This is a genomic window from Aminobacter ciceronei, assembly GCF_014138625.1.
Classification (GTDB): Bacteria; Pseudomonadota; Alphaproteobacteria; order Rhizobiales; family Rhizobiaceae; genus Aminobacter; species Aminobacter ciceronei.
The window spans coordinates 1-14222 of sequence record NZ_JACJHY010000052.1; the positions used below are offsets into that span (position 1 = coordinate 1).

The following is a 14222-nucleotide window of genomic DNA, read 5'->3' on the forward strand; positions in this document are numbered from 1 at the left end:
AAATAGCTATCGACAACCGAGCGCTTGAAACGCGCACTGTGTTTGGACATGCAAAACCCCCGAAGGTTGTGTCCAACTTTCGGGGGTCAGTTCATCAGCGCCGGGCTTTTTTGTCGTGGGGGGTTCAGCTCGGTTCGGCGGGCGCCAGCAGCTTGGCCCAAAGGGCCTTTTCGCCAAGGCCGCCGACGAGCTTGTCGTGGGCGGCGAGCTCGGCCTCGGTCAGGCGCGGCGGCAACGGCTCGGGGCGCGTGGCGACGACGATCTCGATCTGCCTGGTGTTGCCGCCGCCATTGCCTGACGAAAAACTCTCCAGCACCAGCGCCGACTGCTTGCCGCCGATCAACTCGATGTAGACTTCGGCCAGCAGTTCGGAGTCGAGCAAAGCGCCGTGCTTGGTGCGGCGGCTGTTGTCGATGCCGTAGCGCCGGCACAATGCGTCGAGCGAATTCGGGCCCATCGGGTGCTTGCGGCGGGCCAGCGCCAGCGTATCGATCAGGCGGTCGGCTTGGATTGCCGGCTGCTCGAGCCGGGCGAATTCGGCATTGATGAAACCGAGATCGAAGGTGCCGTTATGGGCGACGAGCTTGGCGCCCTCGATGAACTCGAGAAATTCGTCGATGATCTCGGGGAAGGTCGGTTTGCCTTCGAGATCGGCGTTGGAGATGCCGTGCACGTCCTGCGCGTCGGGGTGGACCTGGCGCCCCTGCGGGTTGATGTATTTGTGGAAGGTGTTGCCGGTCGGGAAGCGATTGATCATCTCGATCGCGCCGATTTCGATCACACGGTCCTCGCGGTTGTCGAGGCCGGTGGTTTCGGTATCGAAAATGATCTCGCGCAACAGCTGATTCTCCTTGGCCGACAGCATGCCCTCCCGGGCAGCCGGCGAACAAGTGCGGCGATTCGCCTGTCTAGGGCTTTCCCACCGTCAATTCGGCGATGATGGCCTGAACCGCGGCCCGCGCCGGCTCCAGGCCGTTGCCGGTGTCGACGATGTAGTCGGCAAGCTTGCGCTTTTCGGCGTCGGGAACCTGCTTGGCATGGATCGCCTCGAATTTCTGCTCGCTCATGCCAGGGCGCGCCAGCACGCGCTTACGCTGCACATCGGCAGGTGCTGTGACCACCACCACCTTGTCGACCCGGCCCCGGCCATTGGTCTCGAACAGAAGCGGGATGTCGAGGACGGCGATCGGCGCGCCGGCGGCTCGGTTGCGTTCGAGGAACGCGTTGGCATCAGAGCGGACCAGCGGATGGATGATGCTCTCGAGCTTCTTCAGCGCCACCGCGTCGCCCAGTACATGGCGGGACAGCTCGGCGCGATCGACGACACCGCCCTTCACCGTGCCCGGGAAGGCAGCTTCGATCAAAGGGGCGGCTTCGCCAGCATAGAGGCGATGCACCGCCTCGTCGGAATCGTGAACCGGAACGCCTGCGTCCGCGAACATTTTCGCCGTCGTGGACTTGCCCATGCCGATGGACCCGGTCAGGCCGAGAACGATCATGTCTTGGCGTCCAGGTCGGCGACGATGAGTTTGCGCAGCTCGGCTGTCACTTCCGGTCGGCGGCCGAACCAGCGCTCGAAACCCGGGACCGCCTGGTGCAGCAGCATGCCGAGCCCGTCGACAGTCTTCAGTCCGCGCGCCCTGGCAGCCGCAAGCAGCGGGGTTTCGAGCGGCACATAGACGATGTCGGTGACGATGGCGTGGTCGGGCAGGGTGGATGGGTCGGCGGGCAGGCCCTCATTGCCATGCATGCCAAGCGCTGTGGTGTTGACCAGCAGCGACGCATCGCCAAGCAGCTCCGCGGTTGCCGCCTGCGGATGCGCACTGATGCCATCGCCGAACTGGTCGGCAAGTTCCACCGCACGTGCCACAGTGCGGTTGACGATGCGGATGTCGGTGAAACCGCGCTGCTTGAGCGCGTGGATGATCGCCCGCGAAGCGCCACCGGCGCCTAGGACCACGGCGACGTCGCCAGTCGAAGCCCAACCCGGCGAAAGATGGTCGAGATTGGCGGCAAATCCATAGGCATCTGTATTGCCGCCCCACAGAGTCCCGTCCTCCAGCCACACGGTGTTGACCGCACCAATCTGCTCGGCGGCCTCATCGCGGCGTTGGACCGCAGCGAAAGCAGCTTCCTTGTGCGGGATGGTGACGTTGCCACCACGCAACCCAGCCGCGGAAAGGCCGCCGATGAAGGCTCCGAAATCCCCGGGCGAAACATCGATCGCGGTGTAGCTGCCGTCAATGTCGTAACGCTTCAGCCAATGACCGTGGATTTTCGGCGAGCGCGAATGCGCGATCGGATGGCCGCAGACGAACGCCTTCAACTCAGCCATCGATGGCCCCGAGCTGGCGCAATTCCTTGAGTACCGGCAACAGCGGCAGGCCGACGATGGTGAAGTGATCGCCCTCGACCTTGTCGAACAGCTGGATACCTTCGCATTCGATCTGGTAGGCGCCGACGCTCGACAGCGCCTTCTTGCCGACACGGGCGAGATGGCGGCCGATGAAGGCCGGATCGAGCGCGCGCATGGTCAGCGAGGCAATCGCCACGTGACGCCACAAGGTTTCGCCGTCGCGCACCAGCACCACGGCGCTGTTGAGCTGATGGGTCTTGCCGGACAGCTTGAGCAGATGGCGGCGGGCGCCTTCCATGTCGTCAGGTTTGTGGAACACTTCGTCGCCGAGCGACAGCGTCTGGTCACAGCCAAGCACCAGCCGGCCGGGATGCTCCTCGCTGACGGCAACCGCTTTGGCTTCGGCCAGGACGAGGGCGACCTCCTCGGGCGTTGCACCGCTTTCGGCCAGCGGCGCTTCCAACGCCCGTTCGTCGAGGTCGGCCGGGATTGCGTCGACTGGAACGCCGGCATTTTCGAGCATGGCTTTGCGGAAGGGGCTTCCGGAAGCAAGGATGAGTTTTTCGGTCACTGGCTTTGCCTGAAAACGAACCGCGCGGCGGCGTTGTTGGGTGCTTTTGGTCCTAGCGGCTCTTGTTGCGCAGGGCAACGATCGCGGCCGCCGTTTCCTCGATCGAGCGGCGGCTGACATCGATCATCGGCCAGTTGTGCTTGGTGCAGATCTTGCGCGCATAAGCCAGTTCCTCGGTGATCGAGGCGCGGTCGATATATTCCTGGGCATCAAAAGCCATCGTCGTGCCGAGGATTCGGTTCTGGCGCACATGCGAGATGCGCTCGGCGGTGGCGATCAGGCCGACGACCAACGGCTTCTCCGCCTTGACCAGGCTGTCGGGCACCGGCACGCCGAGGACGATCGGTATGTTGGCGGTCTTGATGCCGCGATTGGCGAGATAGATGCTCGTCGGGGTCTTTGACGTCCTGGATATGCCGATCAGCACGACATCAGCCTGTTCCATGTCAGCAGGCAGCTGGCCGTCATCATGCTCCATGGTGAAGTTGAGCGCATCGATGCGGCGGAAATATTCGGCGTCGAGCACATGCTGGGCACCGACCCGGCGGCCGGCCGGCGCACCAAGATAGGACTGGAACACCGACAGCACCGGTTCGAGCACCGAGACACAAGGCAGGCCCATCGAGGCGCAGCGGCTGTCGATGATGCCGGCGAGGTGCTGGTCGACCACTGTATAGAGCACGATGCCCGGCTCTTCCTCGATGTCGTCGAACACCTTCATCAGCTGCTTTTCGGTGCGGATCAGCGGGTAGATGTGCTCGATCGCGCGCGCATCCTTGTACTGCGCCGAAGCCGCGCGCCCCGCCGCCAGCAGAGTCTCGCCGGTGGCGTCGGAAATCAGGTGCAGATGGAAGAAGCTCTGGGGTTTGTTCACAGCGGGCGCCTGGGTCTGTGGTCAAATGTGGATAAACGGGCAGTTCGGCCCGAAGCGGTCGGCGCGACTGTATCAGATGCCGACTTGTCCACAATTCGCCCCGCTGTCTGTTTCGATTCAGCGACGGGGAGTATTGTGGGGATAGTTTTTTTAGTCCCCGGCTGTCCACAGAATCAGCACCTGCGATGCGCTCGGCTAGATTCCTGATTCAAATCGACGAATCCGCTTGCTGCCCGAAGTTTTCCCCGCTGGCGAAAACGGCCGCGCGTCACTATGACAAGTGGATATCCGAGGCTGCCTATGGACAGGTCGGAATTCTCGATTTCAACAGACTCTAAGAATTAGAAGAATCCTTCAGAATAAATTTTTGTTTATAGAAGGCTCTAGGAAAGGCAGACCGGATGCCCGTGAAACGCGCCCTGCTCCAAGTCCTGAAAGGCGAGAGCCTGGAGGTTCCACCGCTCTGGATGATGCGCCAGGCAGGCCGTTATCTCCCGGAATATCGCGAGAGCCGGAAGAAGGCCGGGAGCTTCCTGGACCTCTGCTACAATCCCGACTTCGCCGTCGAGGTAACTCTGCAGCCGATCCGGCGCTTCGACTTCGATGCCTCGATCCTGTTCTCCGACATTCTCGTCGTTCCGCACGCGCTTGGGCGCGACCTGCGTTTCGAGGAGGGCCGTGGGCCGCTGATGACGCCGATCACAGCGGACGGTGTCGCAGCACTCGATGGCGAAAAGTTTCACGTGAATCTCGAACCGGTCTACGAAACCGTGCGCCGTCTGCGCCGTGAGTTGCCGGAGAAGACGACGCTTATCGGCTTCTGTGGCGCGCCGTGGACCGTCGCCACCTACATGATCGCCGGACACGGCACGCCGGACCAGGCGCCGGCGCGGCTGTTTGCCTATCGCGAGCCGGCAGCGATGGCGCAGCTTCTGCAGGTTCTCGCCGACCATTCGGCCGCCTATCTCATTCGCCAGATCGAAGCCGGCGCCGATGTCGTGCAGATATTCGATTCCTGGTCGGGCGTGCTCGACGAGGCGACTTTCGAGGCCTGCTGCGTCAAGCCGGTGGCCGAGATCGTGCGCAAGGTGCGCGCCGTCTATCCGGACGTTCCGATCATCGGCTTCCCGAAGGGCGCAGGTGCCCAGCTCGACAGCTACAGGCAGCGCACCGGCGTCACCGGTCTTGGCCTCGACTGGACGGTACCGCTGAGCCAGGCGCAGCGCCTGCAGGCCGGGGGAGCCGTACAGGGCAATCTCGACCCTCTCAGGCTCGTTGTCGGCGGCAAGGCTCTGGAAGAGGGCGTGGATGCCATCCTTGAGGCGCTGGGCACTGGTCCGCTGATCTTCAACCTCGGCCACGGCATCACACCCGAGACGCCGGTGGCCCATGTCGAGGCGATGGTGCGGCGGGTGCGAAAGGCAACAGGCCAATGAGCGGCCAGAATGTCGGACCGTCGAGTGGTGCGACGGCGGCCAAGCGAGCGGTCGCTGCCATCATCGTGCTGGTTGCGCTGACGGCTTTGCTTTTCCTCGCCGCGCCTGACAGCTTTTATCCCTGGGCCAAGGCGATCCATGTCATTGCCGTGATCTCCTGGATGGCCGGCATGCTCTATCTGCCGCGGCTGTTCGTCTATCATGTCGATGCGGAGAAGGGGTCGGTGCAATCCGAGACCTTCAAGGTGATGGAACGCCGCCTGCTGCGCGCCATCATCAATCCGGCGATGATCGTCACCTGGGTTTTCGGCCTGTGGCTGGCCTGGAAGGGTTTCGACTTCGCCGGTGGCTGGCTGCACGCCAAACTCGTTGCGGTGCTGCTGCTTTCGGGCGTGCACGGCTATCTCTCGGCGTCGGTCCGGCGCTTTGCCGAGGACCGCAACGAAAAGCCGTCGCGGCATTGGCGCATCGTCAATGAAATCCCGACGTTGCTGATGATCGTCATTGTCATACTGGTGGTTGTAAAGCCGTTTTGAGTTCCTAAATTTGCTGGACTGCGCCTTGCTCTTTCGTTTCGGGAGGGCTAAAAGGCTGTTCTTCCTTCCCGCCATGCGCCGCCCCATTTTCATTCCCTGGCCGCGCCCGGCGCTTATCGCAAAATGCCGATAGCCAACCTCCCCACGCTCAGAGTCCGTCCATGCAGGAAATGAAACTACAGGATTTCAAGAACAAGAAGCCGACCGACCTGATCGCGTTCGCTGAGTCGCTTGAAGTCGAAAATGCCAGCGTCATGCGCAAGCAGGAGCTGATGTTCGCGATCCTCAAGAAGTTGGCGGCGCAGGACATCGAGATCATTGGCGACGGCGTCGTCGAGGTGCTCCAGGACGGCTTCGGCTTCCTGCGGTCGGCCAACGCCAATTACCTTCCGGGTCCGGACGATATCTACATCTCGCCCTCGCAGATCCGCCGCTTCTCGCTGAAGACCGGCGATACGGTCGAAGGCCCGATCCGCAGCCCCAAGGAAGGCGAGCGCTATTTCGCGCTGCTCAAGGTCAACACCATCAATTTCGACGATCCCGAAAAGATCCGTCACAAGATTCATTTCGACAATCTGACGCCGCTGTACCCGACCTCGCGGCTCAAGATGGAAGTCGAAAACCCGACCACCAAGGACATTTCGCCCCGCGTCATCGACCTGGTGGCGCCACTCGGCAAGGGTCAGCGCGCCCTGATCGTGGCGCAGCCGCGTACCGGCAAGACCGTGCTGCTGCAGAACATTGCGCACTCGATCACCACCAATCATCCCGAATGCTATCTGATCGTGCTTCTGATCGACGAGCGTCCGGAAGAAGTGACCGACATGCAGCGCTCGGTGAAGGGCGAGGTCGTGTCCTCGACCTTCGACGAACCGGCTGTCCGTCACGTCCAGGTCGCCGAAATGGTCATCGAGAAGGCCAAGCGCCTTGTCGAACATGGCCGCGACGTCGTCATCCTGCTCGATTCGATCACCCGTCTCGGCCGCGCCTACAACACCGTCGTGCCGTCATCCGGCAAGGTTCTGACCGGTGGTGTCGACGCCAACGCGCTGCAGCGGCCGAAGCGCTTCTTCGGTGCCGCCCGTAACATCGAAGAGGGTGGTTCGCTAACCATCATCGCTACCGCGCTGATCGATACCGGCAGCCGCATGGACGAAGTCATCTTCGAAGAGTTCAAGGGTACCGGCAACTCGGAAATCGTGCTCGACCGCAAGGTCGCCGACAAGCGTATCTATCCGGCGATGGACATCCTCAAGTCGGGCACGCGCAAGGAGGACCTGTTGGTCCAGCGTCAGGATCTGCAGAAGATTTTCGTGCTGCGCCGCATTCTGGCGCCGATGGGAACGACCGATGCAATCGAGTTCCTCATCGACAAGCTCAAGCAGACCAAGACCAATGCCGATTTCTTCGATTCGATGAATACCTGACGCGTCAGCCCGAAAATCGTTAGCGATCTTCGGGACAGATGCGGAAACTCAGGTTTAGAGCGCCTCTTAAGCGGCGACGCACGGCGCTCCGATCGGTCAGCGACGACGAAGCGCGTCTTCAAGCTTCGCCGGATCGCTGATCACGGGCAGACAGATGAGGCCGGTGCAGAGATATGCGCCGGCCTTTTTCGTATCGGGAAGGATGTCGCCCGGCAGTTTCGCCCGCGCCGTGTCCTCACCGAGAGCCAGGAAGATGTCGACGCGGCGCGGATCCGGATTCCGATTCGCTACCGAAACAAGCGCTGGCCGCTCTGGATCCTCGACGACAATCAGCTTTGATGGTTCAATTGCCAGGATACAGGCGTTCACGATTCCGGCCTGGCCATATTGCTGGCTCTGGATGCGGCCGGCGGCGTGTTCGGCGATTGTCCAGGCGCGTCGCTGCAGTTCAATGTCGCCCGTGATGTTGGCCAGGCGCACAACAGCCTCGATGATCTGGCTGGTTGCCGAAGGAATGGCTTCGTCGATGTCGCCGCGAATACGGATCGGCACGTCGGCGCTGTCGGATGCGGTAAGATAGTGCCCGGTTCTGTCGGCATCCGCGTGCCAGTTATCGAGCATGTTCACGAAACGAGCACCGTGCTCGAGATATCGCGCATCCCTTGTTGCCTCGAACAGGGAGATGGCCGCGTTGACCATCGCCGCGTAGTCGCTCGACAGCGCGGGATAGAGCCGCTTTTCGCCCAGACTTGAATGCGGCAGTCGGCCTTCAGCTGTTGCTGACGCCAGAATCGCGCCGAAAGCACCTGCCGCGACAGCCACCCAGTCGCTTCTTCCAAGGCTTCGCCCGGCTTCTGCCAGCGCGACGATGGCCAAGCCGTTCCAATCCGTGAGCGCCTTGTCATCGCGGGCGGGGCGAATGCGCTGTTCTCGTTTAGTCAGCAGGCGTTTCGTCAGGCCTGAAACCAGCGCACGATCTTCGATGGCCTGTGCACTCTGGGCGGCGTTCTGGTGGGTGATCGGGTCGCCTTCCCAGGCGTCTGGCTTACTGATCGTGAAGTATTTGAAAAATATAGATGAATCATCTCCAAGCGCGTCGGCTATGTGTTGCCCCGTCCAGGTGTAGAACAGCCCTTCTTCACCCTCGCTGTCGGCATCGAGGCTGGAAGCGAAGGTTCCGTCGGGCAGTTGCATCTCGCGCAACAGCCAGTCGACCGTGTCTTCGATTCGTATCCGAAACAGTTCATTTCCTGTGGCGGCATAGGCCCAGTTCGCTTGACGTATCAGCTGGGCGTTGTCGTATAGCATCTTTTCGAAGTGCGGCACCAGCCATTGCGCGTCGGTCGAATAGCGCGCCAGCCCGCCGCCGACATGGTCGTAGATGCCGCCAGCGAGCATATGCGCCATGCTTTCCGTCATTGCATCACGATGCTGCTCATTGCCGGAGCGCAGCCAGGACAGCCACAAGGTCTGCATGAAAGGCGCATTCGGGAACTTTGGGGCGCCGCGAAGCCCGCCCAGATCGCGGTCAAGCATATCGTAGATGCCGGACGCCAACGTCCTGGCCGTATCGGTCGAGATCGCGGAGCGCGGGCTGCTGCCGCCGAGGCGCTTGCCGACATGTTGGGCAAGCTCACCCGCGCTCTGCAGGATGCTGGCGCGCTTGCCGCGCCAGGCGGCGTCGACAGCACTGAGCACCTGGATGAACCCCGGCCGTCCATACCTCGCCTCGCGCGGAAAATAGGTCCCGCCCCAGAAGGGCTTGGCATCGGGGGTCAGGAACATCGTCAGTGGCCAGCCACCTTGTTCGCCCATGCTGGCGAGCGCCGCCATGTAGATCTGGTCGATATCCGGCCGTTCCTCGCGGTCGACCTTGATGTTGACGAAGAGCCTGTTCATGACTTCGGCGACTTGGGCGTTCTCGAAGCTTTCATGCGCCATGACGTGGCACCAGTGGCAGGCGGCATAACCGACCGAAAGCAGGATCGGCCGGTCGAGCCGCACCGCTTCTGCCAACGCCGCGGGCGACCACGGGCGCCAATGCACCGGGTTGTCGCCATGCTGGCGAAGGTACGGACTACCTTCGTCTCGAAGCAGGTTTTCGTGCGGAAGCATGTGGCAAGCCCAAAACAGTGATATGAGGCGTCAACCTAGGGCGCTTCCAAGAGACCGGCAAATGCTATTCACCGATTCGATCGCCGCTTTGTCCAGCGGTCACCTGCCGTCCGGCGTCGCGATCGTCAGGATCTCAGGTCCACATGTCCGATTCGCAATCGAAACGATTGCAGGTAGCCTTCCGCAACCACGTCGCGCGCATTTTGGACCACTGAATGCAGTGGACGGGCGGAAACTCGACCAGGCGCTGACCTTGTTTTTTCCCGGGCCGCATAGCTTCACGGGGGAGGATTGTGGTGAATTCCATGTGCACGGCGGCCGGGCTGTGGTCACAGCACTACTCGCGGAGCTCGGAAAGCTGCCGGGTTTCAGGCAGGCCGAGACGGGAGAATTCACCCGGCGGGCATTCCTCAACGGCAAGATGGACCTTCTGGAAGCTGAAGCGCTTGCCGATCTCATCAACTCCGAGACTGAGGCGCAGCGTCAGTTTGCCATGATGAACTCCGGCGGTGCGCAAAGCGAGCTATATCTCACTTGGCGCAAGCGGCTCATTCACGCTCGGGCGATGATTGAGGCCGAGATGGATTTTGCCGACGAATCGGACGTACCAGGGTCGGTTTCCGCTCAGGTGTGGGACGACGTCCACCAGCTGATCGCCGACATCGGGCGACATGTCGATGGCTACAGCAAGGCTGAGATGATCCGTGACGGTTTCGACGTCGTGATCCTCGGTGCGCCGAATGCGGGCAAGTCGAGCCTGCTCAATGCGCTGGTCCGACGTGAGGCGGCAATTGTCACCGACGAACCCGGCACGACGCGCGACCTCGTTGAGGCAACACTCGATATCGGCGGCCTCAAGGTGCGCATCACCGACACGGCCGGGCTTCGCGAACCTGCGGGCAAGGTTGAAGCCATCGGTATCGAACGCGCGAAGGAACGAGCGAAGGCCGCCGACCTGGTGTTGTTCCTGCAGGATATGTCGGCGTCAATCGAGCTGCCGCCGCCAGGCGATGCATCCGCAGTCATGATTGGCACCAAGCTGGACCGCATCAAAGGTGGTGATGCCGGGTCGAGCTTTGCCCTCGCCATTTCCACGGTGAATGGCGAAGGTATTGACGGGTTGATCGAACTGATTGGCGCGCGCGCCGCGGCGGCGATCGGCCAGCGTGGCGATGTGCTGCCGTCGCGGTTGCGCCATGTGCAACTGCTGAACGACGCCAGCGAGTATCTGCGTGCCGCGTTAGCTGCGCCGGAGACTTCACTGGAACTGAAGGCGGAGAACCTGCGCCTGGCGAGCGACCGAATCGGCAAGCTGTCTGGAGCCGTCGATGTCGAGGACCTGCTCGACGTGATCTTCTCGCAGTTCTGCATCGGCAAGTGATTCACGTGAAACATTAAGCGGTGGAATCAAAGGATTCACGTGAAACATCGGCATTGACTCGCTGCCGCGCGGCCAAGTTGTTTCACGTGAAACCACCACCGCGGCGATTCTCTTGACATGAGGCGGAGATGAGGACATCTGTCTCGCCAAATGTTTCCTGGAGACTGTGATGAGTGAGAGCTACGACGTCGTCGTGGTGGGCGGAGGCCATGCGGGCTGCGAAGCGGCCTCGGCAGCCGCACGGGCCGGTGCAAAAACCGCGCTCGTCACCCTTCGTCGCGATACGATCGGCGTGATGTCGTGCAACCCCGCCATCGGCGGTCTGGGCAAAGGCCATCTCGTCCGCGAGATCGACGCACTTGACGGCCTCATGGGTCGGGTCGCCGATGCCGCTGGCATTCAGTTCCGCCTTCTCAACCGCCGCAAGGGCCCAGCGGTGCGCGGGCCGCGCACCCAGGCCGATCGCAAGCTCTATCGCCTGGCCATGCAGCAGGCGATCGCTGAACAACAGCCGAACCTCACCGTCGTTGAGGCAGAAGTATCTGATTTTATTATAGATAGCGACCGCCTGACCGGTGTTGTGCTGGGCGATGGACAAACGCTTTCCTGTGCCGCCGTGGTTCTCACGACAGGCACCTTCCTGCGTGGGCTGATCCACATCGGCGAACGCAAGTTCCCGGCCGGCCGGATGAACGAACAGGCTTCGATGGGATTGTCCGAGACGCTGAAGCGGGCGGGCTTGCGCCTTGGCCGATTGAAGACTGGGACCCCGCCGCGGCTCGATGGCCGCACCATTAACTGGACTTCGCTCGAGACGCAGGCGGCCGACGAGGAACCGGTTCCTTTTTCGCTGCTCACCGATAGGATCCGCAATCCGCAGATCGAATGCGGCATCACGCGGACGACCGACGCCACTCACAGCATCATTCGCGAGAATCTTGGGCGATCGGCGATGTATTCCGGGTCGATTGAGGGCATCGGGCCACGCTATTGCCCGTCGATCGAGGACAAGATCGTCAAGTTTGGCGACCGGGAAGGCCATCAGATCTTCCTCGAGCCGGAAGGGCTCGACGATCACACAGTCTACCCGAACGGTATCTCGACCTCGTTGCCGGAGGACGTGCAGCTCGACATTCTGAAGTCGATTCCCGGACTGGAACGGGCAGTGATGCTGCAGCCGGGATATGCGATCGAGTATGACCACATCGATCCGCGCGAGCTGGAGCCGACGCTCGAGACCAGGCGTATTCGCGGTCTTTTCCTTGCCGGACAGATCAATGGCACGACGGGTTATGAAGAGGCCGGTGCACAGGGCCTGCTTGCCGGGCTTAACGCCGCGCGGCTTGCCGGCGGCAGCGAGCAGCTGATCTTGAGCAGGACACAGGCGTATATCGGCGTCATGGTCGACGATCTGACCAGCCGCGGGATCAGCGAGCCATATCGCATGTTCACGTCGCGTGCGGAATTCCGGCTTTCACTGCGGGCCGACAATTCGGACGAGCGTTTGACGCCCCTGGCCATGGAACTGGGCATTGCTTCGGCCGAGCGGGAAAAGCGTTTTGGCGAGATGACGGGCCGCGTAGCAGCCGCGCGCGAACTGACGCAATCGCTGAAGCTATCACCCAACGAGGCGCGCCGTCATGGCATCGAGGTCAATCTCGACGGTGTGAAACGGTCGCTTTACGAGCTGCTCGCTTACCCCAATATCCAGTTCATGCAACTTGTTAAGATCTTGCCGGAGCTGGCGTCGGTTGACGCCAAGACGGCGGAAGCCATTGAAACCGAAGCCAAATATGCCGTCTACCTTGACCGCCAGAAGGCTGACGCGGCGTTGATGCTGAAGGAAGAGGAGAGGGTGATCCCGGAAGCGCTTGATTTTGAGTCGGTTCCTGGCCTTTCCAACGAGCTTCGGCAGAAGATGCGCGTCCGTCGGCCGCGTTCATTGGCCGAGGCGCAGCGTATCGATGGCATGACGCCGGCGGCGCTGGCCATCATTCTGGCCCATGTCCGCAACTCAGAAGCTCAGTCACGTAGGGGCGCCGCTTGAACAATGACGCCTATGCCCGGTTGCAGGAAGTGGCCGGTCCCGTTTCACGTGAAACATTCGCGAAGCTGAAAGCCTTCGAGGCTGTGTTCCGAAAGTGGGCACAGCGCATCAATCTGGTGGCGCCGTCGACGCTCAATGACGTTTGGGAGCGCCATATTCTTGACAGCGCCCAGATCGTGAAGCTTGGGGACGCCGCAATGAAATGGCTCGACATTGGGTCGGGCGGCGGGTTCCCAGGCCTGATCATCGGTTCGATGCTCGCCGAACGGCCAGGCGCGACCATCGATCTGGTGGAAAGCAATCGCAAGAAGACCGGCTTCCTGCAGGCCGTGGTCGGTGAGCTCAGCTTGCCGGCTAAAGTGCACTCGAAGCGCATCGAAGATGTCCATGCGCTCATCAAGTCGCCCGAGATATTGAGTGCACGAGCCTTGGCACCACTACCGCTGCTCCTGGAGCTGTCGTGGCCATGGTTGGAGGCGGGCACCACAGCGCTTTTCCACAAAGGCCGGGATTACCGTCAGGAAATCGAAGATAGCGCTCACCAGTGGAGATTCGATCTGGTAGAACACCAGAGCCTGACCGACGCCCAGGGAGTCATTCTCGAGATTCGGAACCTGCGCCGCGCCTAGCTGCCGCGCTGTGACGAGACGGAAAACAGCAGTCGAGCCATGAAAACCACACCTAGAATCATCACAGTCGCCAATCAGAAAGGCGGAGTCGGCAAGACGACGACCGCCATCAATCTGGCGACCGCCCTTGCCGCCATCGGCGAGCGCGTGCTCATTATCGACCTCGATCCGCAAGGCAATGCCAGCACGGGCCTCGGCATCGATCGCAAAGACCGCAGCGTGTCGTCCTATGACGTGCTGACCGGCGAGCTGGAGATAGAACAGGCGGCGATGGAAACGGCAGTGCCGGGTCTGTCGATCATTCCGTCGACGCTCGATCTGCTTGGAATCGAAATGGAAATCGCCTCGGCGCCCGATCGCGTCTTGAAGCTGCGCAATGCCTTGCGGGCATCGGCTGAGCGGGCGGCCGGCTACAGTTACGTACTGATCGATTGCCCACCTTCGCTCAACCTCTTGACGCTGAATTCGATGGCCGCGGCTGATTCCGTCCTGGTGCCGCTGCAGTGCGAGTTCTTTGCGCTCGAGGGCTTGAGCCAGTTGCTTGAGACGGTGGATCAGGTACGCCGCTCGATCAATCCGGAGCTGACGATCCAGGGCATCGTGCTGACCATGTTCGATGGTCGCAACAATCTGGCCAACCAGGTGGTCGAGGATGTGCGCGCCCATATGGGAGAAAAGGTCTACGACACGGTGATCCCACGCAACGTGCGCATTTCGGAAGCGCCGTCCTATGGCAAGCCGGCGATCCTCTACGACCTGAAATGCTCGGGCAGCCAAGCCTATCTGCAGCTCGCCTCGGAAGTCATCAGGCGCGAACGTAAACTCCGGGCCGCATAAATCGATTCGGACT

13 protein-coding genes are annotated in these 14222 nt (G+C 61.6%); 7 read left to right on the forward strand and 6 right to left on the reverse strand.

All coding sequences use genetic code 11. The features are described from left to right. Window positions 1-124: 124 nt before the first annotated feature. The 5 genes from dnaQ to HNQ95_RS30990 form a co-directional block, all read right to left on the reverse strand. Window positions 125-838: a DNA polymerase III subunit epsilon gene (gene dnaQ / locus HNQ95_RS30970; protein ID WP_182576044.1), complete on the reverse strand. Its 714-nt coding sequence runs from the start codon at window positions 836-838 to the stop codon at window positions 125-127. A 70-nt stretch (window positions 839-908) separates the two neighbouring features. After that, entirely contained in the window at window positions 909-1499 is a 591-nt protein-coding gene (gene coaE, locus HNQ95_RS30975) for a dephospho-CoA kinase (protein WP_182576043.1), read from the reverse strand. After that, a complete protein-coding gene (locus HNQ95_RS30980) occupies window positions 1496-2335 on the reverse strand; it encodes a shikimate dehydrogenase (protein WP_182576042.1) in 840 nt (279 codons plus the stop codon). Before HNQ95_RS30980 ends, coaE begins: the two co-directional genes overlap by 4 nt. Next, window positions 2328-2927, reverse strand: a complete 600-nt coding sequence (locus HNQ95_RS30985) for a Maf-like protein (protein WP_182576041.1) — start codon at window positions 2925-2927, stop codon at window positions 2328-2330. Before HNQ95_RS30985 ends, HNQ95_RS30980 begins: the two co-directional genes overlap by 8 nt. A 52-nt stretch (window positions 2928-2979) precedes the next feature. Further along, window positions 2980-3801, reverse strand: a complete 822-nt coding sequence (locus HNQ95_RS30990) for a pyruvate, water dikinase regulatory protein (RefSeq protein WP_067955797.1) — start codon at window positions 3799-3801, stop codon at window positions 2980-2982. A gap of 401 nt (window positions 3802-4202) precedes the next feature. On the opposite strand from HNQ95_RS30990, the gene hemE reads away from it, so the two are divergent. From hemE to rho, 3 genes are all read left to right on the forward strand, one after another. Beyond that, entirely contained in the window at window positions 4203-5237 is a 1035-nt protein-coding gene (hemE, locus tag HNQ95_RS30995; protein WP_182576040.1) for a uroporphyrinogen decarboxylase, read from the forward strand. Further along, the gene (hemJ, locus tag HNQ95_RS31000) at window positions 5234-5773 is read left to right on the forward strand and encodes a protoporphyrinogen oxidase HemJ (protein ID WP_182576039.1); all 540 of its coding nucleotides are present in this window, start codon (window positions 5234-5236) and stop codon (window positions 5771-5773) included. The genes hemE and hemJ overlap by 4 nt, the downstream gene beginning before the upstream one ends. Window positions 5774-5934: 161 nt before the next feature. Next, on the forward strand, window positions 5935-7200 hold the full coding sequence (rho, locus tag HNQ95_RS31005) for a transcription termination factor Rho (protein ID WP_018430513.1): 1266 nt from the start codon (window positions 5935-5937) through the stop codon (window positions 7198-7200). Between the two features lie 96 nt (window positions 7201-7296). On the opposite strand, the gene HNQ95_RS31010 is transcribed toward rho, so the two are convergent. Further along, window positions 7297-9315, reverse strand: a complete 2019-nt coding sequence (locus HNQ95_RS31010; protein WP_182576038.1) for a thioredoxin domain-containing protein — start codon at window positions 9313-9315, stop codon at window positions 7297-7299. Window positions 9316-9376: 61 nt separating this feature from the next. On the opposite strand from HNQ95_RS31010, the gene mnmE reads away from it, so the two are divergent. The 4 genes from mnmE to HNQ95_RS31030 all read left to right on the forward strand — a co-directional run bounded on the left by mnmE (window position 9377) and on the right by HNQ95_RS31030 (window position 14209). Further along, the gene (gene mnmE / locus HNQ95_RS31015; protein WP_182576037.1) at window positions 9377-10696 is read left to right on the forward strand and encodes a tRNA uridine-5-carboxymethylaminomethyl(34) synthesis GTPase MnmE; all 1320 of its coding nucleotides are present in this window, start codon (window positions 9377-9379) and stop codon (window positions 10694-10696) included. A 169-nt stretch (window positions 10697-10865) separates the two neighbouring features. Then, complete coding sequence (gene mnmG / locus HNQ95_RS31020) at window positions 10866-12743, forward strand: tRNA uridine-5-carboxymethylaminomethyl(34) synthesis enzyme MnmG (RefSeq protein ID WP_182576036.1); 1878 nt, start codon at window positions 10866-10868, stop codon at window positions 12741-12743. Further along, window positions 12740-13372 carry a 16S rRNA (guanine(527)-N(7))-methyltransferase RsmG gene (gene rsmG / locus HNQ95_RS31025; protein WP_182576035.1) on the forward strand — a complete coding sequence of 211 codons (633 nt, stop codon included), beginning with the start codon at window positions 12740-12742 and terminating at the stop codon, window positions 13370-13372. Before mnmG ends, rsmG begins: the two co-directional genes overlap by 4 nt. Before the next feature lie 39 nt (window positions 13373-13411). Then, window positions 13412-14209, forward strand: a complete 798-nt coding sequence (locus HNQ95_RS31030) for a ParA family protein (RefSeq protein WP_067955810.1) — start codon at window positions 13412-13414, stop codon at window positions 14207-14209. The last annotated feature ends 13 nt before the right edge of the window (window positions 14210-14222 follow it).